Origin of the sequence: Psychrobacillus sp. MER TA 171 (genome assembly GCF_023713305.1) — a bacterium.
Taxonomy (GTDB): Bacteria; Bacillota; Bacilli; order Bacillales_A; family Planococcaceae; genus Psychrobacillus.
Genome location: NZ_JAMAWN010000005.1, coordinates 124,102 through 145,354, shown reverse-complemented (window position 1 = coordinate 145,354; position 21,253 = coordinate 124,102). Strand labels below are relative to the sequence as shown.

The window sequence follows — 21,253 nt, the reverse complement described above, 5'->3', positions numbered from 1 at the left end:
CCTCCACTAATCAGACATTTGAGGGCTCATACTTTGTAAACGTTTTAGACGCTCCCCACGTTAGGATAAAGGCGGTTACACTTCCACCAAAGAAAAAGAGCAAAGCGGGAATGGTTATAAAAGTTACATAGTGAACAAATAATAATATTGCAATCAATGCAATCGTTAGTATAGGATGAATGACTCCTATTACAAAAGCCCATTTAATATTTTGTAAGGTGCTTATATTGAAATGTACAAAGATTGGGAAAGAGTATAACAATACAATAAGTAAAACTATAAAAAGTGCTATTACCCCATAGCTTGCCACAAAGTAAACCATATTCTCCTGAGCTCTTAAAATTTGCAGCTCAATATATAGTAGATATCCTATACCGGCAAGTATGTATCCGAGTAGATTAGCTTTAAAAAATTCTTGGCGATAAGATTTCCAAAAGGTTTGAAATACGGGAATATCTGTATCTCCAGAAACCCATTTTCTTACTACTGCAAACATACCCGCCGTTGCAGGCATGAGTCCAAAAAAGAACAAGCCTACTAGTGTGAATACAAACCAAAGTATGTTCAAGTATGCTAACCTCATTGCCCACACTGCGAACTGATAGTATCCATTAACAAAACTGTTCATAGTAGACTCTCCCTTCTATGTTGAAATTGAAAAGCGTAGGCGCCTATCTCTGCCCTGGCAGGCAAATGGGGAAATACGAGGAGGCAGCTCTTCAGCCACCGCAGTATTTATCCATTTGACCCGAGGGGCAAGGCGCCGAAGCTAGACACCACGAAAAACTATTCTTTAATCGAACCGATTAATACGCCTTGGACAAAGAATCGTTGTAAAAATGGGTAAACAATTAGTAGTGGCAAAGATGAGATAATGATGACCGCATATTTAATAAGGCCACCTGTCCTCACCTGTTGAATGAGCGATTCCGTTTGCTCCCCAGATCCTTCACCTAGTTGTGCCTGATTTACTACTAAAATTTCCCTCAAAATGAGCTGAAGAGGATATTTATCCCGATCAGATAAATAAATTAACGCATTAAAATATTGATTCCATAAGCCAACTGCATGGAACAATGCCATAACCGCTATAATTGGCAACGATAGTGGTAATACAATTTTGATAAACATATAAAAATCAGATGCTCCATCAATTTTAGCTGCTTCTACTAACTGATCCGGAATACTACTTTGGAAGAAAGTTCTAGCTACTAAAATAGACCAGGCCCCAACCACTCCAGGTATTACAATAGCCCAAATGGTATCAAGCATTCCTAAATTTTTGATTACTAAATAAGTCGGGATTAATCCACCACTGAACATCATTGTGAACAGAACAAACCATAAGATATACTTACTTCCCATCAACTCTTTTCTAGAAAGTGCATATGCACATGGTAACAGTACAAATAAATGGAGAAGTGTTCCTACCGCGGTATATAAAATGGTATTGCGATACCCTAACCAAATAGAGTCATTTTGTAATATTTTTCTATAACCTTCAAACGTAATATCGACTGGCCATAACCACATTTTCCCTGAGCTTACGGCTAAGGGATCGCTTATGGAGGCACTAATTACGAAGACAAGCGGATAAACTATTAAAATGACGATGACCGTTAAGAATATTTTGTTTAGAACGTCAAAGCCTTTGTCAGACAAACTAACTTTTTTCATTTGAACCCCTCCTTACCATAAGCTGTTATTGCTAGTTTTTCTTGCAACATAATTGAAGGTTATTAATAAAGCTATGTTAATGATGGAGTCAAATAAACCAATAGCTGCTGCAAAACTATATTGACCTTCTAGTAATCCAGCTTGATATACATAGGTTTGTATGACATCTGAGGTTTCAGAGTTCAAGCTATTTTGTAATAGTAAAACCTTTTCGAATCCTACAGACATAAAACTACCAATGTTTAAAATTAGAAGCACAACAATTGTTGGAAAAATGCCCGGTATGTTGATATGTAGAATTCGTTGTAATTTCGACGCCCCGTCGACTTCTGCTGCCTCATGTAGTTCTGGATTAATGCCTGCTAATGCAGCTAAGTAAATAATGGAACTCCACCCTAAAGTTTGCCATACCCCAGACCAAACAAATATATGTCTAAACCAACTAGCCTCATCTAAAAAGCGAATTTGTTCCCCGCCAAATAGAGTAATAATTTGATTGACTAAACCGTTTACAGGATCTAAGAAAATAACAATCATCCCAACTACTACAACTACGGATATAAAGTGAGGAGCATATGTAAGTGTTTGAGCCCATTTTTTAAAAGCACCATTTTTCAGCTCGTTTAATGAAAGGGCCAAAATAATTGGCAAAGGGAATAATAACAATTGATATAGACTAAGAATGATTGTATTTTTTATTAATCTCCAAAAGTAGTATGAATCAAAAAAGCGCGTAAAATGATCAAATCCAATCCACGGACTTCCCCAAATCCCTTGATTAGCCATAAAGTTTTTAAAGGCTATTTGTACTCCATACATAGGAACATAGTGAAAGATTAAAAAATATAAAAGCGCAGGAAGTAAGAAAACATAGAGCTGCCAGCTTTTTAGGAAATTTCTTTTAATTTTAGCAAAACGACTCACTTTCGGAACAACCCCATGCTTTGCTTTTGTTTCATTAATGTGCATATTTTTACCCCCTTCTCCCCGTTTTTCTAATATTGCAGAGGAAGATACTTCCTCTGCAAATTAGAAAGCAACTCATTTATTAATCTTTGTATCTTTCATACGCCTTTTGTTGAAGCTCCATGAAGTCCTTTAATCCCATTTTTTCAATGGTTCCCACATAAGAGTCCCATTCAGTTAAAGGAGTTTCTCCTGTTATAAATTTCGCTTGCATTTCTTGTACGTATTTATCAATATCTGCTTTTAAAACTGATACTCGATCATTTTCCTCTGCAGTATAGGTAAAGTTAGGCCATACTTCATCTATTAAATATGGTTCAAGCTCTTTCGTAGCCTCTTTATCACCTGGTGCATTCTCTGATCCAGTGAAGTAATCATCTGTAATCATTACTGGATGATTTCCACCTGGATTGATTAAATATTTAGCTAGTTCTTGTGTCATCGTAAGTCCGTCTTTACTATTTGTGATTTTATCTAATAGCTTCGGTCCATCTGCTGTTTGTTCAAAAGTTTCTCCTTCAATTCCCATGAAGAACATCAAAGCTCCCTCATCACTGTAGAAATGATCTAACCATCTTACCGTTTCAGCAGGGTATTTATTTTCACTCGTAATAGCAAAGTTTCCTAAGTCTCTTAATGGAGAGGTAATTCCTGTGTATAGTTTTTCCCCACTCGGGCCAGCAAGTGCATTTCCTACCACATAGTCCTTACCGATTTCTTCTCCAAAGAGTTCAACAGGGTTGTAGAATTGAGTAGCTCCATACAACTCCTCAGCTGCAGCAGCCAAATATTTAGGAACGTCAATGGAGTAAATACCTTGATCGATTAAGCCTTCTGAATATAATTTATGCATATACTCTAACATTTCTTTATACTCTGGAGCCGTTGGGAAGAAACGAAGCTCACCAGCAGAGTCGGTATCAAGTAAAGTGTGAAGAGACCCTTTGTTTTGTACACCGAATGCACCGGAAATCCAATGTAGTATACGAGTCATAGAAACACTACTTAAAGGAATCTCGTCATTTTTTCCATTTCCATTCAGGTCGGTTTCTTTTACTGCCTTCAAGTAAGCATATAGCTCATCTAAATTCTCAGGATTTTTCATACCTAATTGATCTAACCAATCTTGTTTAATCCAAGGCTTAGCACCTATTAAAAGAGATGTAAACTCTGGTGAATAAATAGTAGGGAAGGAATAAATATTACCATCCGGGAATGTAAGTCCTTTTTTAATTTCAGGATTTGCTTCTAACACTTTACTTAGATTAGGTGCATAATCCTCGATTAAGTCGTTCAAAGGAATAAATGTGCCCTGCTGGCCATATTTTTGTAAATCCCCTACTGGAATAGTTGCTGCATAAAAAACGTCTGGCAACGTTCCACTAGCTAACGCAAGGTTACGTTTCTCTTGTAATCCATCGGCTGGTACCTGCTGCCACGTGATATCTATATTTGACATTTTTTCATATTCATTAAGTATTAATACATCGTTCCAATCATCAGCTGTAGTAGCCGACTTACCAGCAAAAATGTCCAATTTAATTGTTTCGTTTACAATAGGCATGCCAGTTTTGTTAAAATTTTTGCTATCTGGTTCTACAGTACCTTTTGCTTCATCATCCGAACATGCTGCTAAGGCTAATGCTGCTATAAGTGCTAACGAAATTATCTTTTTACCTCTCATTTGTAATACCCCCTAGTTTTTTTAAAATAGTCATTGCTATGAAACAAAACAAACTATTCTTGTAAACACTTCTTCCCTCCCTGCTTATGTATCCCTCACCCCCTAAAATGTTGTCTTTGTTTCAAGTAAAGTTACTGGAAGTTTTCCACTAACCGAGACTTTTCCAAATATCGCTTGAGCTGCGGTTCTTAATGCAAGATAAGTAAATTCATAGGTTGCTAAATATGCCGTTACATCCGGGAAAAACCTTAAATCATATGGATTTCTCATTGCTACTCCAACAATCGGAATATCTAATTTTAAAAGTCTATTAAATAACTCTGTCTCATAACTTGCAGCAGATACAGACAGAGTACCAATAACAATTACATCAAATTCTTTTGCCCTTTGAATGAGTGTATCTATTTCCTTAAGAGTGAATGACTCTGGAAAATCATAAGCTTCTACTTGATCACTAAATTCCTTCAATGCATCACTAAGTGTTGCTTTTATTTCTTTTACATCCTCAACACCGTAAATAGTTTGGTTAGGTGGATTAATGACTAAAATATTTTGATCCACCTTTAAAGGTAGTAGGCCCTCATTCTTCACGATTGTAACGCTCTCTTTAAATACCTTCTCAGCTAATATTTTATGTTCTTCACTACCAAGAGAAACAAACTCGGAATGGAAGGGAGTCTTTTCCCAAGACAAATATTTTTCCTTAAGTCTATTAATGCGATTAAGGGAAGCCTTTAAGCTCTCTTCTTGTAATACACCCTGAGCTAAGGCTAGCTCTAATTCCTTTATCGTACGTAGCTGAACCTCATGTGTATGTGAGACCATTATTAAGTCTACACCTGCATTAAGGGCCTCAACGGCACCTTTTTCAGTACCAATTGTTTCTGAAATTGCCTTCATTTCCAGACAATCTGTTGTGACCACACCGTCAAATCCAAGTTCCTCTCTCAACAGCCCACTAATTACTTTTTTGGACAAAGTTGCAGGGACATTTTCTCTGTCCTCAATTGCAGGAAAATAAACATGAGCAGACATAATAGTATCTGCCCCTTCGGCAATGCAAGCTTGGAATGGTACAAGCTCTACTTCATCTAACCTTGCTCTTGTATGACCTATCACTGGAAGGGATAAATGGGAATCTACATTTGAATCACCATGACCTGGAAAATGCTTTAATGTAGTGATCACTCCTGCATTTTGCAAGCCCTTCATTGCATTTTTCCCGAATTCAGCTACTAAATGTGGATTTTCTCCAAAGGATCGAACCCCAATAACCGGATTATCTGGGTTATTATTTACATCTAGTACAGGTGCTAAATTCCAATTAACCCCTAACTCTTTCAGCTCTTTTCCAGTGGCAAGGCTTATATCAAAAGCATTTTTTGAGTTTGCCGTGGCCCCAATGGACATTGCTCCAGGGAATGTAGTTGTACCTTTCCCCAATCTACGTACTACCCCATTCTCTTGATCCAGGCAAATCAGAAGAGGATATTCATAGCCCGCTTTTTGTGCTTCGCGCTGAAGAGATGAGGTTAAACTTAAGAGCTCCTGAGGTGTACCAACATTATGACTAAACAATATAATTCCACCGATTCGGTGTCGATGGATCAGGTCAATGATACCCTCTGGTGCAATTTTCCCTTTAAATCCTACAACCATTAATTGTCCGACTTGAATAGTCGCAACCTGTTGACTCAAATAAACACCTTCTTTATATCAATTTTAAAAAACGTTCTCATAAAAACGACTTTTCTATAAAGTCTGAATATTAAATAACATATCATATTTATTTTAAAAATGAAACATGATTTTTGAAATTTATAATTATTTTCGTTTTAATATTTCAATTTATGTTTTATAAAGATAGATGTTCATCCATATAAAAAACCTGAAGCCTAAATGGCCACAGGTTTTTTATAGCTTACTTTTTGGTTTTTGTTTCCTCGGCATTCTTGCTTTCCACACCTGTGTAAGAAATAGATGTTACACCATAAGTGTATCGCTTATTCGGATCCACATTATTGTCCTGGAATGTTGCATAACCATTTTGATCAAAAACTACCCCAACAATATTTTTGGGATCATTGTAATCCCCTGCTTTATTGCCCTCAAAGCGGTAAATTACATATTTCCTAGCATCTGCACGCTTCTTATTGTCGATTGATATTTGTACAGAATTCCCATCATTTTTAGCTGTAACTAATATTGGTTTTTTAGGTTCTTCTGCTCCATTCCATGGAGTAGGAGGGGTTAATGATTTTGACTGATAAATTTCATTTTCTACTATATCAGCATAGCCAAGCTTATTTGCAAGGATATCCCGGAGAGTAAAATGCATTTGGCCCATCGTCTTTCCATTTGTACGGTTGTCCAAAATTTGCTCTGGTAATTCATACGGATTGTCCCACGCCGTATCAAAGTTAGCATTAACTTTGTAATCTGCCATTCCAATGTAAAGATTTATCGGATATCCTTCTGTTTGTCTGCTCCACCACTCTAGAAGCACCGAGTAGTTTGCTATAGCCAACTGACGAGACCAATATACTTGCGGTGTTATATAGTCTATATACCCTGATTGAATCCACTTTCTGCTGTCTGCGAAAAGTGAGTCATAATGAGCAGATCCATTTGTCTCGCTTCCATTCGGATCGTCCTTACTATTTCTCCAAATTCCTGATGGAGAAATACCAAATTGTACCCAAGACTTAATTTGTTTGATGTTACTATTAATATGTTGAACTAGTTCATTGACGTTATTACGTCTCCAGTCACCGATGTCGTTAAAATCAGCACCATACTGTGCGTAGGTTGCAGCGTCATCAAAATTAACTCCTGGATAGAAATAATCATCCATGTGAACCGCATCCACGTCATAATTTGTTACTAGTTCTTTTACAGCATCTATTAAATAACTTTGGACGCCTGGAATTCCTGGATTTAAGTAATATTGAGTCCCATGCTTTACTACCCATTCAGGATGAATAGAAGCTATATTATTTGGTGCTAGTTCCTCTAGTTTTTGATTAGCCATTGTAACTCGGTAAGGATTGATCCAAGCATGTAACTCCATACCATGTTCATGTGCAGTATCTAGCATAATTTGCAACGGATCGTAACCTGGGTTTGTCCCTTGTTTACTACCTGTAATATAACGTGACCAAGGTGCTAGCTCAGATGGATATAATGCATCTGCAGTTGGTTTAACTTGAAAAACAACTGTATTAAAATTTTTTCGTTCTAACTCTTTGATGGTAGAACGAGCCCATGATGTATAAGCAGCTTCATCCATACCTGGCTTCAAGTCTATATTTGCAACAGTAGAAATCCATGAAGCTCTCATTTCAACCTTAGGAGAGATTGTACTCACCGCACTTCCTGTTTCGATACTTGTAAAGAATAGGGTAAACGTAAGTAACACAGCAATAAAGGCTTTAAAATACCTTCTATTCATTCTTTTCCTCCTCTTTCCAATTCTTATTTTTATACAACTAATAAATGCCCTCCTTTTCCATAAAATTTATATAATACTAAGTTATTAGTGTGATGCTAGAGAAGGAAAAACTATAATACATGTAAGTGTGGTTTCTTATTGGCTCACTTTCTCCACTTTAGTCGCCCGTTGCCACAACAAGATGATTACTTTACAACACTATTTCTCAAAATAACTAAATTTTACAAAATATTAGCAATTATTTGTATATTATTTGAATTGATAAAAAAAGTCAATATAATTCTTTTTAAATAAAATATAGTTTCATTTTTTCCCATTAAAAAAACTCATTAATTACTACTTAAGCTTAAGCGGTAACGAATGAGTTTCTTATATTTATGAAATAAAAATTTGTATTCCTTTAAAAGACGCGAGAAATTAACTTAAGGCTTTTCTATCGAATTTTCTATTGTCTCAATAAATTCCAACAAGGAATTTAAATGCACGTTTTCTTCCCCAAACATAATTTTAATAAAGTCAATGTACGCCATTGCAACCTCTTCATTTTTGTACCCTTGCCAGTCAAAAGGAAAAAGAGCATAGGCATGGCGGTGTAAAAGCTCCGTCGTGAGCATTTGCTTAGATGGGTCCTTTTGAAGATATTCTTGTACATGCTGATTTATTTCTTCCATTCGATCTACACCTGTTTGAGGAGGAGGAGAAGAAGGATTTACCTGCTGAGTCAAACCAAACTTACTGATTGTGATCGTATCTGTATTTCCAGCACTACCCAATAGTAAAAGTGCTAGTGTTTGAACGGTCGGAGAAACGTCAGGATATTCTACAATAGCCTTAATTTCAGGAATAGCTGAATGGATGTCTCTATAAAAAGCTTGCTGTAGAATTTGCTCCTGTTCAACAAAGCTTAGTTGTTTAAACGTTTTTAACTCAAGTTGCTCCTTCTCAATAGGTATAAGAGCAGTTTCCTCATTATCATCTATAAGTGGTTGCTCGTTAGCAAGGCGATTACTTAAATCTTTTAGCTGATTAAAATTGGTCTTTCTTTCATCTGAAAAATTATATTCAGTTAAAATTCGGTTAATCACTTGATTTAACTCGTAATACTCCTTTAAATCTAATAATATAGTCAAGTAAAGCTCTACTATCTGTTCAAAAACCGGAGATTTCTCTTCTAGTAGGCCCTCACATATTTGCTTTGCCTCTTTGGCCCTCCTAGTTTCTAATAAGGTAAGCACATAAACACTTAGAATCACATCATCGAGTACCACATATTTCTTCGCTTCGTCAAAGCAAGCTGCTGCTTTGACATAATTATTAGCCTCCGCATAGGCAAGTCCATCACTTATTAATGTGTCCACCATTCCTGGAAACACAATTACATTTTCATTTGTTTGAAGTTTATGTTTTTTCTTCTTCAATATATTCCGCCGCCTTTTATTTTCACTATGTATATGTATTATTTTATACTAACTCTTACTTATGTACTAACTACAAACTGTAAAAAAGGTAATTCATTTATAATCACAAGAAATAAACCAGCCTGGTCATATTTTACTTAATATAAAAATAACTATGTGAGAAATTACGTTATTAAGATAGGGTCATATTATTATATATGGCTATGTTAAAAGAGTAGGGTTGATTTATGATGTAAAGAAATCATTGAAATTGATTTTTCGCACCAGCCGGACGCTTTCCTCGGGGTGAGCGATAAGCCACCACCCATCGCTGACGCTCGCGGTTGTGATGTCTGATCTGACTCACTCATCCCGTAGGAGTCGCCGTCTGGCGCTCCAATCAATAAATGGAACAGCTTTAGCATTGATATATCGCTAAAAATTTACTCGCGTAAACAAAGCTGAAAAACTGTCACCAACCCCAATTTCATAATTTATTTATGATTTTAGTAGTCATTTGAAGGTCACTTATATATAGTTAACAGTCACTATAAAAAAGAAATGTTAGTAAAATAAACCCATAACTTTAACAAAGCTTTATATAAAAATAAAAGGATATCCCTAAATAATTCTTTCAAGGAATACCCTTTCAAACACTCACTTATTTATTGAAGCTATCTTCTTGTCTACTAATTGTATCATTCATCGAAAAGCCTTGTTTTTCTTTGGCTTTTTGTGTTGGGTTCTTTTCCGTAAGTGGAGGCTGCTCCTGGAAACTATTAGGCTGTCTAGTATCTTTTTCTTCTTTGGGATGAACAGAATTACCTTGCTCTTGAAAGCTATTTGGTTGTCTCATATCTTTTTGCTCGTTATTGTGCTGCATTAAGATTTCCTTCTTTCTCTATATGGATTTACCATATATATTCCCTTTTAGAGATTAGTGAAACCTTAGAGAAAAAATTAAGCCATCTGTATATAGATTACAGATGACTAGGACTTACGCGATTTGTTCATTGGTTTCTTCCATAAGTCTGTTATAAATAGAAAGATCAGCCTCGTAAGAATTTATATAGGTAGACAAGCTATGTTTTTTAACAACCTCTAAATAAACAGGATTTACTATTTTATATGCTTCGTTAAGTGTCTCCGCATTAGTCCAGGCTATTTCCTCAAAGACAAGATTCATTTCATGTTCTTCCAAAATCATAGATAACATTTCTAAATTATTGTAAATTTCTTTTATCGAATGATTTTGTTTCATATGAAAAATTTCTTTTGTTCGCTCCAGAGTATTCATTAATGCAACACGATCCATGGCATGACCTAGCTCATGAATTGTAAGTATTTTAACATATAACTCCATTGTTAAAGGGTAAGGCATTTCTTCTATGGCTATAAATAATCTGTTCAAATCTACCCCGATATAATTACCTATAAAGTTATAGCTCATATTAATCCCTGAATTGTCTTTATAAACCTCCATGGTCATGTTAACCGAGTGCACTGTTGAATGGATTATTTCTTCTATATTATTTTGCGCTTTAACATATGTCATTATGTTTCTTTTTTACCCCTTGTGTATTTATTGTTAGGACAAGTTTTCAATGAGTAATACTATATAACAATAACTAAAATTTTACAATATTTTTGTATTAAATCTTAAAGCACAATTCAAGTAAGTAAGTATATAATGAACTTTATATGCTTTTTAATAAGCAATTAGAAGTGTTTTTCACTTATCTGGTATCATTATTCGGGGCACGCTAGTTGAGATCTCTTTTTAATTTTTACAATAAACAATTTGGATTCTATACCTAACATTATGTAACATGTGGTTATGACGACTAATTAAGATGTAATTATACTTATATCATTTCCGAGGAAATAAACAGTATTCTTTCTTTGAATACAAAAAGGAATTCTTTATAAGTATTATTTTAAAAAGCCTATAACCTTCGTGTATATCTGATATATTGTTCCTTACAACATGCTAATAACAAAAAATACCCGAGTCATAATCGACTCGGGTATTGCAGAGATAGTCTTCTTTTTGTATATCAGACTGAAGTAATTAGTTATTACCTTGTTGACGAGATTCCCCGCCCTTACGTCCAATTTCCTTATAAAAGTCTTTGTTATGGTTATCGGATGTGGCTTCTCCGCCTTTGCGTCCGATTTCCTCGTAGAATTCTTGTCCGTGATTATTGGAGGTTGCTTCTCCACCTTTACGTCCTGCTTCTTCTACAGACATTTTACCATTATTGTTTCCTCGATTGTTTGTAGCCATTAAAATCATCCTCCTAGTAATAGTTAAAACTCACTATTTAGATTCTCTTAAAATTTCGTGTGGATTATTTTGAATTCGGTTTTGTTAAACATGGATTTTAGTTAGTGATTAACATTTTTTATTTATTCATATAGCTTTGACTTTAATTGTTGTTGGAGTTGCCTCGCGACTCTCCACCTTTTTTACCTATTTCCTCATAAAAATCCTTGTCATGATTATCGGATGTGGCTTCTCCGCCTTTGCGTCCGATCTCCTCGTAGAATTCCTGTCCGTGATTATTGGAGGTTGCTTCTCCACCTTTACGTCCTGCTTCTTCTACAGACATTTTACCATTATTATTTCCTCGATTGTTTGCCATTAAAATCATCCTCCTAGTAATAGTTAAAACTCACTATTTAGATTCTCTTAAAATTTATTCTCGGATTTCTTGGTTCTAGTTAGGTTGAATTTATTTATACAGCCTTGAGTTTAATTGTTGTTGGAGTTGCCTCGCGACTCTCCACCCTTTTTACCAATTTCCTTATAAAAGTCTTTGTCATGGTTGTCGGAAGTGGCCTCTCCGCCTTTGCGTCCGATTTCCTCATAGAATTCTTGTCCATGATTATTGGAGGTAGCTTCCCCGCCTTTACGTCCTGCTTCTTCAAATGACATGTTTCCGTTGTTATTTCTTCCGCGATTGCTTTGGTTGTTGTTAGCCATATTAATTCCTCCTCTTACTTTGTTTTTGAGCTTTCTTTCAGGCTCACTAATCATATTCCCACCTTTTAAAGACTAAAACATATTCTCCTTAAAATAGGGCCTTTCTCTCAAGCATTTACTTAAAATAATATGTTTTTTAACTGTTCTATTACTTTTTTGAATGCACGTTGATTGTCTACGTGTCTAAACGTATGAAATATATCTCCATGCTTACTAACTCTTTCTAAAATCATTGGAATAGTAAACAAAGTGGGACTCAGCTCTTTATTTACCTCTACCCAATTTAATGGAGTAGCAACATAGCCACCCTCGTTACCGCGTGTAGAATAGGGAGCAATAATTGTTTTCCCTTCATGGTGCTGCACGTAATCCAGGTAAAGCTTGTTATCTCTATTTTTTTTCATGCGTTCAGTCGTAAAAAGGTTTGGCTCTTGCTCACATAGAAAATCGCAAACAAACTTAGTGAAAATCCTGGTGTTCTCGTAGGAGAAAGTACCTTTAGGTAGTGGAATATAAATTTGCAATCCCTTTCCCCCTGATGTCTTAATAAATGAAACAAGAGAAAATTCATCGAAAATAGCTTTCATTCTAACTGCAGCTTCAACTGCCATCCAAAAATAATCCACTGAAGGTGGATCTAAGTCAAATACAATTTCTGTTGGCATTTCTGTATCAATTGTTTGAAAAGGAATATGGAATTCTAGGGCTAGCTGATTTCCCAGCCAAAGAAGAGTTTCGATATTATTACAAATAACATACCTATTATCTTCAAAAAGTTTAGTTTCTACATATTTAGGGATGTTATCCTCCCAATTCTTTTGATAAAATCGTTCTTCCCTTATCGTTCCATGTGGATATCTAATGACAGTCAAGAGTCTATTTTTTAAAAAAGGTATCATATAAGAAGAGACTCGTTGAAGATAATAGAGATAGTCCTCTTTTCTAATATCATTTGAAAGCCATATAGGCTTGTCTGGATGAGTTACTTTCACTTTTTCGGGTAAAGAGTATAATTGTAAATTAAATTGTCTTCTTGTACAATCAGCTGGTTCACAATCAAAATTAAACTGATGGAACCTTGGTTCTCTCAAACTTTTTCCGTCAAAGTCGATTGAAGCAATATCCACGCATATAGAAGGTTCTATGATCCACTTATTTTTCCCAACCATTTGACCATTAGAATAAAAAAAGTTTTGAAGCGTTAGAAGCTCTTCTTCCTTGAGTCCGTGGCTAAAGTTGACCACTTCTATTAATTTATCCTGTTCATAGATAGCTCCAAAAAAATAATTATTGTTCTTATCAAATGATGTTAGAATGATGGTTGTAATCTTCCAATTTTTGATTTTGAGCCAATCAGTTGAACGCTTTCCAATAGTCCAGAAACTATTCTTCTTCTTTGCAACTATTCCTTCTCCATTATGAGCTACAATCTTTCCCCATAGTTGTTTACTCCATTTACTTTGTTCAATTATTTGTAGCCGTGTATCATTTTCATAATCAGCAGTAGGTAGACTAAGCTTTTTAAATATTAGACTAAGCCTCTCTCTTCGTGTAACAAGTGGAAGACTATGAATGCCTTCTCCATTAATGGTCATGAGATCAAAAATAACTAGGTGGCAAGGAAATTTAGCAGCATGCTGTTCAATTGCATCTTTAGTTCTCATCCTACCTCTTGTTTGAACGACTGTAAAATTACTCTTATAATTATTTACTAAATGTACAATCTCCCCGTCCATCACTATTGGTAAGTATGGTTTTATTTTGTCCTGAATAGAAAGGCAGAATTGGATAATTTCCGGAAACATTTTATTAAGAACGTTCTCATTTCTACTTTTTATTATAGGTTCCTCATGCCATTCTAATATACATCGAAAACCATCATATTTAGTTTCATATATCCAATCCTTATCTGAAGGAATATCGTCACTAGGAGTTAAAAGCATCGGTTTAATATTCTTTCCTCCTTTCTTTTTCATTAGCTTTTGATAAATTTATCTTCCTCATACATAAAACCAGTCGAAAGATATCATAGTAAGGGAAAAGAAAAGCAGGTGTAACACATATGCATACAGTTTGGAAAGGAAGCATCAGTTTTGGACTTGTCAATATTCCTGTAAAGCTTCATACTGCTACTGACAATAAAGATATTAAATTACGCCAACTTCATAAGGAATGCATGAAGCCCATTTCCTATAAAAAGGTTTGTGAGGGCTGTAGTGAAGAAGTGAAGCCTGAAGATATCGTGAGGGCTTACGAGTATTCTAAAAACAAGTTTGTCGTCTTGGATGAAGAGGAACTTGAAAAGCTACGAAAGGAAAATGAGGATAAAGCCGTACAAATAATCGATTTTGTGAAACTAGAAGAAATTGATCCTATCTATTTTGAAAAAAGCTATTTTTTAGCTCCTGACAGTGGTGGCTCTAAGGCATACTCTCTTTTAAGAAAAGCTTTAGAGGAATCTGGCAAAATTGGCGTAGCTAAAATTATTATAAGAGCTAAAGAACAGCTAGCAGTTGTGCGTGTATACAAGGAATTGCTCGTTATGGAAACTATTCATTTCCCTGATGAAGTGAGAAAGGCTTCAGAAGTTCCAAATATCCCACTTGACCAAACAGTCGTACAAAAGGAATTAGAAACTGCCTTGCTATTAGTCGATCAGCTAACTACTGAATTTAACCCTGAAAAATACACAGATGATTACCGCACTGCACTTATGGAATTAATCGAAGAGAAAAAAGTTAGCAGTCCGCCTATTGAAACGGACAGTAAACAACAGCCTGCAGCCGCATCAAATGTTACGGATTTAATGGCAGCGTTACAGGCTTCCCTAGATAAAACAAAAAAGAAAAAGACGCCCGCTCGGAAAAGAACTCCAAAAGCAAAGACATCTTAAGCTAGTCCCAAGCCCTCTATATATTACGAGGGCTTTGTTTGATTTTAGGAACTCCTTTAACCTACAATAAAAGGAGAGACAATCATAAAAACTGACACTGTAGCAATAGCATAAGTAACTGAATTGGGTAATTTTTTTCTTCCTTCTCCTTTATACCAACCTGAAAATTGAAGTTTATTTCTATATAGTACAAATAGTAATAATAAAATCGCCACGCTACCTAACCAGGAATAAGTTCCCGCCTCGAACTTAGTATAGATTTCATTTAGTAAACCACTCAAAATTACACCTAGGATCGCAAAAATGAAAATGATACGAAGAATTTCTAAAAGCATCCTTAAAACCATTTAAGTGAATCTCCCCTTTAAGATCACCTAGAAGGTCATCCTTTTTTTGTTTTACTTGTAGCCATAAAGATAATAATAAGTGCTATAATTGCAATAAAAGCAAGAACTATGATAGTAAATAAAAAACCAGGCAATGCTATTGTTGGCATTCTGGCACCTCCATTTACCTAATAATAGCACAGTTATTTTACATTTTACACCATATCTCAATTCTCTTTGTAGCGAACAAATGCAAAAATTCAATTATTATCATTGTTTGAAATACCATGAATGTTTCTAGCACAGAGTCAACTTTATAAAGGAGATGTTATCTTTTGCGCTTATGGCACCAACATTTACTAAGCTCTTTACCGAAATCCCAACTGTTGGCACAATGGCGTGAGTTAAACAGTATTTTTGCGAAAGAAGATCGCCATATTTTAATAAACTATATTTATGACTACCCAAAAGATGATCTGTTTGCTTATACCCAATTGGTCTTACTGGAAATGCGTAAACGCAACATAAATATACGTACAGTAGACAAAATGGAAAAATATTTTGAAGGCCGCTCTTATAAAACGCTAACAAATCCATTTGAGCATCATCATACGAAAGAATATTTAGAGATATGTTATTTTAATCTAAAAGAAAAATTTATGCGAGGGCAGAAGGATTTTAATACTGAACAGTATGAATCCTTAATGTCCGTGTACAAAAAGGAAACGTGAATGTATATACATTCACGTCAGAGTGTAGACAAAAGGGTTGGAAATCGAAACCATTTCCAACCCTTTTGCTATTATCACAGTTTACATTCTGGAAAAAGAGCTAATTCAGCTCTCGATTTTGTTTGTTTTACGCCATTTTTGGCGTTTTCCGGGTCCAGTTGCCCAACTTCTTAAGATTTAAGGCAGCAAAAGTTAGCATCGCCTGCATGGACAATTTTTTAAGACCCTTTAAGGTTGTCCATCGCATACTATGCTTTTCTTTGGCATCGGCAAAGACACGCTCGATCGTCTCTTTACGTTTCCCGTAAATTTCTTTCATTTCATAGTTATGACGTAAGTCCTTTTTCATGCGGGAATGGTTTCTTCCCATGCTTTTCCCGGTCGAGGTTGAGCTCCTCCTGGAGCCTCTTTTCATAAGCCCGCGTCTCTTTACGAACAACCTTCTTCTCAAACTTTCTCTTATTGAGCACTAGCTTTCACATGGGTCGAATCAATAAAGACATGATCCGGACTTAGGAGCCCACGATCTGCGACCTCCTTTAATACTCTGTAGAAAATCCGCTCGAATAGATCTGTGTCTGCAAAACGACGGACATAGTTTTTCCCGAAAGTTGAGAACTGGAGAACCTCGGTATGGAAACCAAAGCCTAGAAACCATCGGTATGCCATGTTGGTTTCAATCTCTTTAATGGTTTGGCGCATGGACCGTATACCAAAGGTATATTGGATAAAAGTCATCTTGATAAGTACCACTGGGTTAATACTAGGTCTCCCTATTGTCGAATAAAGGTTTTCAACCAATGGATAGATAAAGGAAAAATCAATTGCCGCATCTAACATACGAACAGGATGGTCTTGTGGTACCAACTGTTCAATAGTCAAGATTTCTAATTGTTCGCGTTCATTGGTTTGATTTTTCGTCATCATATCCATCACCTCATTCATTTTATAGGAGGCCCCGTTGATTGGAGCGAAGAACGGCGACTCCAGCGGGAACAGCGCGAGCTGAAGACCCTGGACTGAGCGCAGCGAGGGAAGCGGCTGAAGCCGTGCCCGCGGAAAGCGTCCGTTCGTAGCGGAAATCAACTCTTCCTCGCGTTACTTCTATTTTAAAAGAAAAAAGACTGTAGGCAAACTCCAAAATTTTTGGATTTTGCCTACAGTCTGACGTGAATGTATATACATTCATGTTTGCTCATACCTTTATACGTGATTCTCTCCCATGGCGAAAATCATTTTTTCTTCTTCAAACGATCCTCATAAAACACATTAAAGTTTGGATCCACCACGCCTATATTTAAATATCTAGCCTTGTAATCTCTTAATAACTCAAAGAATTTCTTACTTAAAAATAGTAAGACAACTAAGTTTACGAAGGTAGGGATCGCTGTAGTTATATCAGCAAAATACCATACCGCCTTCCCAGGCAGGTTATACATCACAGCATAAACAACCATAAGGAACCCAGGTATTGGGTAAAGCCATTTAAACCAAAGCAAAATCTTATATTTTAACGTTAACTTCTTTTCATCCCCAAAGACTTGTCTTAACAAAATTTCATAGTACGTATACCAGCCTGTAGATGTAGTTAGACCGAAGAGGAAAATAGAAATAGTGATTACATATCTGCCAAATTCACCAATTCCAATCTCAAAAGCCGACAGTGTTAACGCAGCACCATCTAATCCTGAAGACCAAGCACCGGTGATAATAATAGTAAATGCCGTAATTGTACAAACGATCATAGTATCTATAAATACTTCTACTGCTCCCCACATTCCTTGTTTAACCGGATGACTAGTTTTAGCCGTAGAGTGAATCATTGGGGATGTCCCCCATCCAGCCTCATTACTATAGACTGCTCTTGCTACTCCCATGCGAATTACTTGTGCGATTGCTGCTCCAGCGAACCCACCTACTGCGGCAGTTCCATTAAAAGCACTATCAAATATTAAAGAAAAAACCGGAATAATCTCAGAGTAATTTTTTAAAATTATAAATAGTCCAGCCAGCACGTAAAAAATACACATAAAAGGTACAAGTCGTCCAGCGATTTCTCCAATCCGTTTAATTCCTCCATAAATAATAATATAAATGAGAACTAGATAAATGAAGGATGCAGGGATCATACTTATATTAAACGTAGAACTTAATGCCTCGGAAATCGTATAATTTTGAAGCGTGATGAAGAATGTAGTAAATATCCCTATGCCAAAAAGAATGGCAGGTATCTTCCAAAACTTAAAGTTTTTCTCTTCTCCTAAGCCCTTCTCCATATAATAAGTGGGCCCACCAAATGGCTGTCCTTTTTCGTCTGTATTTCGATAATGGACCGATAAAGTTACTTCAACAGTCTTCGTGATCATCCCTAGTAAAGCAGTCAACCACATCCACAGGACTGCACCGGGTCCACCAATAGCTATAGCGGTCGCGACACCACCTATATTTCCTACTCCGACGCTACCTCCTATCGCTGTGCTTACAGCTTGAAATGGCGTTAATATACCCTTTGTATCAGCTGATTTATCTTTCTTTTTAAATAGTTCCCCGAAAGTTACCTTGAAAATATGAGGCAGATAGCCAAATTGAAACAATTTACTTCCTATTGTAAAGTAGAGTCCTACAAAGAGAACTGTAAATATTAATGGTAAACCCCATAGCCATGCTACTATCGTTTCCAATAACGCTTCCATGCTGTAACCCCCTTATTCTATTATTTTCTATATTTTATTTCTCCGCCAATAATAGTCATTTCTACTTCTGTTTCTAACAGTTGATCTGCATTTTCCATAGTAAATGGATTTTTGTTCAATACAGTCATATCCCCGAACTTCCCTCTTTCTAAAGTTCCTTTGGTGTGTTCTTCATTAGTGGCAAAAGCTCCTCCAATAGTAAACATTTTAAACGCCTGAAACATGGAAATTTTCTCTGCTTCATTATAGCCATTATGTGCTTCTCCTATCTTTTTACGAGTAACGGCTGCATGAATTCCTAGCAAAGGATTTAAGGGCTCTATTGGTGCATCAGAGCTACCCGCAGTGATTACACCTCTTTCAAGTAAAGTTTTAAATGGATAGGACATTTTGGCACGAGTCTCCCCTATACGGTCGACAATCCAAGGATAATCACTTGCTATAAATCTAGGTTGTACATCAATTATTCGATGAGGGCTGGCTAGGCGCTCAATTAATTCATTGTTTAAAATAGACACGTGTATTAGTCTATCTCTAAAAGCAACTGGTTTTAGCTGGTCTAGGTTATCTAAAACATCTATTAATGCCTGATCACCAATGGTATGCACTGCAATTGGCATGTTAAATTCTCTACAATTTTTCATAAGTTGCAAAAGCTCTTCCTTATCGTACATCGCGCTCCCATAATTACCTGGATTGTCAGCATAAGGCTCCGATAAAAGCGCTGTTCTTCCTCCCAATGCACCATCAGCAAAAAACTTTATCGCCCCGATCGTCACTTTATCATTACCAAACCCAGCAGACATACCGGCATCCTTTAGTTCTTCCAGATATTTATAGTCCATTAATAGATTACTTCGTGGGCCCATTCCTTCTTGATTGATAAGTTCATCAAAGAGCTTGTATGTTTGCCTAGCACCATTCAAATATGTAGGATCATTCGTATGAATACTTGTCATGCCAAATTTTAGAGCTTCCTTTAAGCCCCACTTTAAAGCAACTTTGAGCTGATCGTAGCTTTTGGTTGGTATTCTTTCTGTAATTAAATCTGAGGCTGTCTCAAGTAATAATCCATTCGGTTTATTTGTTTCCAAACTTTTTACGACTGTTCCCCCATAAGGAATAGTCATATCTGGGTGATACCCACTTTGCTCTAAAGCCTTTGAATTTACTAGGAAGGCATGCCCACAAATTCTTGGTAAAAATAATGGGGAGCCCGGTGAGACATAGTCTAATTCTTCAATGGAAGGAATTTGCTTGTCGGGGAAGATATTCTCATCCCAGCCTCTACCTAGGATCCATTCACCAGGTTGAATAGAGCTAGCCTTGTTACTAATCACATTTAGTAGTTTCTCTTTCGTTTCAATTCCAGTCAGGTCTAACTCCTGTGCATTAATCCCTACACTCGAAATATGTAAATGACTGTCTATCAATCCTGGAAATACATACTTACCATCCAAATCAATTACGGTCGTATGATCTCTTCCCCATTGAAGGAGCATATCCTCATTCGTTCCTAAATCTATAATTTTTTCATTTTCTATCACTATGGACTGGACAAGCGGTTCCTCCAAGTTCATCGTAAAAATATTGCCGTTAGTATACATTATTCGCATCTACATTTTCCTCCCTTTTTCGTCAATACTTTATTCTATCAATTTATTTAATATTCAGATATATGTTATTGAATTTTTATCGTGATTTTGATTAATAAAAGCATATTAGCACTAGAAAGAAAAACCTTAGATAAATCTAATGTACTACACTTTCCTTGGATATCGGCTTAGACATTGTCTTTCTAGCAATTAGACTTGTAGTCATTGCCACTGATAATATAGTCATGATTGAGAGTAAAAAAGAATCCATGGAAAGTAAAAGTCCTCCCACTACCAATACTAATGAATCGATTACAAAGATATTAATCCCTACATTTACACCTGTTTTGGCACTTATAAACTGCGCGATTAAATCTGTTCCTCCTGTACTTGTCCGGTACCTAAGCATGAAACCTATCCCGATGCCTACCATCGAACCACCGACTATAGCACTTGGAACAGAATCGAAAACTACTATTGTACTGAATGGTTTAAGTAAATCAATAAAAAAAGAAGAAATAATCATTCCGTGCAAACTATTATAGAAATACTCACGGTATTTAAACCAAGCGATTACAAATATGGGAATACTAAAAAATATAATAGTAGCACCTGTTTTAAAACCCCATAAATAATTTAAGATTAACCCTATACCTATTACTCCACCGTCTAATATCTCATAGGGTACTAAAAATATATTTATTCCAAGTGCGATAAAAATACTACCAAAGATAATTACTAATCCCTTTTTAAATAAATACATATGGACCTCCATTGTCTGGATATGTACTTAATTTATGTACAGTAGGAGGACAACATGTCTAAATTATTTGTGCTCAACAAAAAGAAGGTTA

The 21,253-nt window shown here is 36.0% G+C and carries 20 protein-coding genes and 1 pseudogene; 2 read left to right on the top strand and 19 right to left on the bottom strand.

The features are described 5' to 3' along the window. Positions 1-10: 10 nt before the first annotated feature. The 13 genes from M3627_RS07145 to M3627_RS07085 form a co-directional block, all read right to left on the bottom strand. Positions 11-628 carry a YesL family protein gene (locus M3627_RS07145; RefSeq protein ID WP_169359856.1) on the bottom strand — a complete coding sequence of 206 codons (618 nt, stop codon included), beginning with the start codon at positions 626-628 and terminating at the stop codon, positions 11-13. A gap of 158 nt (positions 629-786) precedes the next feature. Beyond that, on the bottom strand, positions 787-1,677 hold the full coding sequence (locus M3627_RS07140) for a carbohydrate ABC transporter permease (RefSeq protein WP_251553443.1): 891 nt from the start codon (positions 1,675-1,677) through the stop codon (positions 787-789). Positions 1,678-1,689: 12 nt separating this feature from the next. Further along, on the bottom strand, positions 1,690-2,646 hold the full coding sequence (locus M3627_RS07135) for an ABC transporter permease (RefSeq protein ID WP_169359854.1): 957 nt from the start codon (positions 2,644-2,646) through the stop codon (positions 1,690-1,692). A gap of 79 nt (positions 2,647-2,725) precedes the next feature. After that, a complete protein-coding gene (locus M3627_RS07130) occupies positions 2,726-4,327 on the bottom strand; it encodes an extracellular solute-binding protein (protein WP_169359853.1) in 1,602 nt (533 codons plus the stop codon). Between the two features lie 102 nt (positions 4,328-4,429). Further along, positions 4,430-6,025, bottom strand: coding sequence for a glycoside hydrolase family 3 protein (locus tag M3627_RS07125; RefSeq protein ID WP_285841658.1), 1,596 nt, complete (start codon positions 6,023-6,025; stop codon positions 4,430-4,432). Between the two features lie 223 nt (positions 6,026-6,248). After that, positions 6,249-7,778 (bottom strand): glycoside hydrolase family 10-like protein, encoded by a 1,530-nt coding sequence (locus tag M3627_RS07120; RefSeq protein ID WP_251553441.1) that lies wholly within the window; start codon positions 7,776-7,778, stop codon positions 6,249-6,251. A 422-nt stretch (positions 7,779-8,200) separates the two neighbouring features. Continuing rightward, positions 8,201-9,196 (bottom strand): DUF3196 family protein, encoded by a 996-nt coding sequence (locus M3627_RS07115; protein ID WP_251553440.1) that lies wholly within the window; start codon positions 9,194-9,196, stop codon positions 8,201-8,203. A gap of 640 nt (positions 9,197-9,836) precedes the next feature. Next, positions 9,837-10,058 carry a hypothetical protein gene (locus tag M3627_RS07110; protein ID WP_169359850.1) on the bottom strand — a complete coding sequence of 74 codons (222 nt, stop codon included), beginning with the start codon at positions 10,056-10,058 and terminating at the stop codon, positions 9,837-9,839. A gap of 114 nt (positions 10,059-10,172) precedes the next feature. After that, positions 10,173-10,730, bottom strand: a complete 558-nt coding sequence (locus tag M3627_RS07105) for an integrase (RefSeq protein ID WP_251553439.1) — start codon at positions 10,728-10,730, stop codon at positions 10,173-10,175. A gap of 516 nt (positions 10,731-11,246) precedes the next feature. Continuing rightward, entirely contained in the window at positions 11,247-11,462 is a 216-nt protein-coding gene (locus M3627_RS07100) for a KGG domain-containing protein (protein WP_169359848.1), read from the bottom strand. Positions 11,463-11,604: 142 nt separating this feature from the next. After that, positions 11,605-11,820: a KGG domain-containing protein gene (locus M3627_RS07095; protein ID WP_353056457.1), complete on the bottom strand. Its 216-nt coding sequence runs from the start codon at positions 11,818-11,820 to the stop codon at positions 11,605-11,607. 110 nt (positions 11,821-11,930) lie between these two features. Beyond that, the gene (locus M3627_RS07090) at positions 11,931-12,161 is read right to left on the bottom strand and encodes a KGG domain-containing protein (RefSeq protein WP_169359846.1); all 231 of its coding nucleotides are present in this window, start codon (positions 12,159-12,161) and stop codon (positions 11,931-11,933) included. Between the two features lie 119 nt (positions 12,162-12,280). Then, a complete protein-coding gene (locus M3627_RS07085) occupies positions 12,281-14,137 on the bottom strand; it encodes a DNA ligase D (RefSeq protein ID WP_251553438.1) in 1,857 nt (618 codons plus the stop codon). An 86-nt stretch (positions 14,138-14,223) separates the two neighbouring features. Here M3627_RS07085 and ku point away from each other — a divergent pair, with 86 nt between their 5' ends. Then, the gene (gene ku / locus M3627_RS07080; RefSeq protein WP_251553437.1) at positions 14,224-15,054 is read left to right on the top strand and encodes a non-homologous end joining protein Ku; all 831 of its coding nucleotides are present in this window, start codon (positions 14,224-14,226) and stop codon (positions 15,052-15,054) included. A gap of 56 nt (positions 15,055-15,110) precedes the next feature. On the opposite strand, the gene M3627_RS07075 is transcribed toward ku, so the two are convergent. Continuing rightward, complete coding sequence (locus M3627_RS07075; protein WP_251553436.1) at positions 15,111-15,401, bottom strand: hypothetical protein; 291 nt, start codon at positions 15,399-15,401, stop codon at positions 15,111-15,113. A gap of 314 nt (positions 15,402-15,715) precedes the next feature. On the opposite strand from M3627_RS07075, the gene M3627_RS07070 reads away from it, so the two are divergent. Next, on the top strand, positions 15,716-16,111 hold the full coding sequence (locus tag M3627_RS07070; protein ID WP_169359843.1) for a pyrimidine dimer DNA glycosylase/endonuclease V: 396 nt from the start codon (positions 15,716-15,718) through the stop codon (positions 16,109-16,111). A 127-nt stretch (positions 16,112-16,238) separates the two neighbouring features. Here the strand turns inward: M3627_RS07070 and M3627_RS21185 are convergent, their stop codons facing one another. The 5 genes and pseudogenes from M3627_RS21185 to M3627_RS07050 all read right to left on the bottom strand — a co-directional run bounded on the left by M3627_RS21185 (position 16,239) and on the right by M3627_RS07050 (position 21,162). Continuing rightward, complete coding sequence (locus M3627_RS21185) at positions 16,239-16,460, bottom strand: transposase (RefSeq protein WP_483315282.1); 222 nt, start codon at positions 16,458-16,460, stop codon at positions 16,239-16,241. Beyond that, positions 16,453-17,038 (bottom strand): annotated as a pseudogene (locus M3627_RS07065) (transposase); the annotation flags it as partial. The pseudogene M3627_RS07065 and the gene M3627_RS21185, both read right to left, overlap by 8 nt. Positions 17,039-17,343: 305 nt before the next feature. Then, positions 17,344-18,804 (bottom strand): alanine/glycine:cation symporter family protein, encoded by a 1,461-nt coding sequence (locus tag M3627_RS07060; protein ID WP_169361021.1) that lies wholly within the window; start codon positions 18,802-18,804, stop codon positions 17,344-17,346. Positions 18,805-18,824: 20 nt separating this feature from the next. Beyond that, a complete protein-coding gene (locus tag M3627_RS07055) occupies positions 18,825-20,420 on the bottom strand; it encodes an amidohydrolase (protein ID WP_251553435.1) in 1,596 nt (531 codons plus the stop codon). 136 nt (positions 20,421-20,556) lie between these two features. Next, positions 20,557-21,162 carry a YitT family protein gene (locus M3627_RS07050; RefSeq protein ID WP_251553434.1) on the bottom strand — a complete coding sequence of 202 codons (606 nt, stop codon included), beginning with the start codon at positions 21,160-21,162 and terminating at the stop codon, positions 20,557-20,559. Positions 21,163-21,253 lie beyond the last annotated feature (91 nt).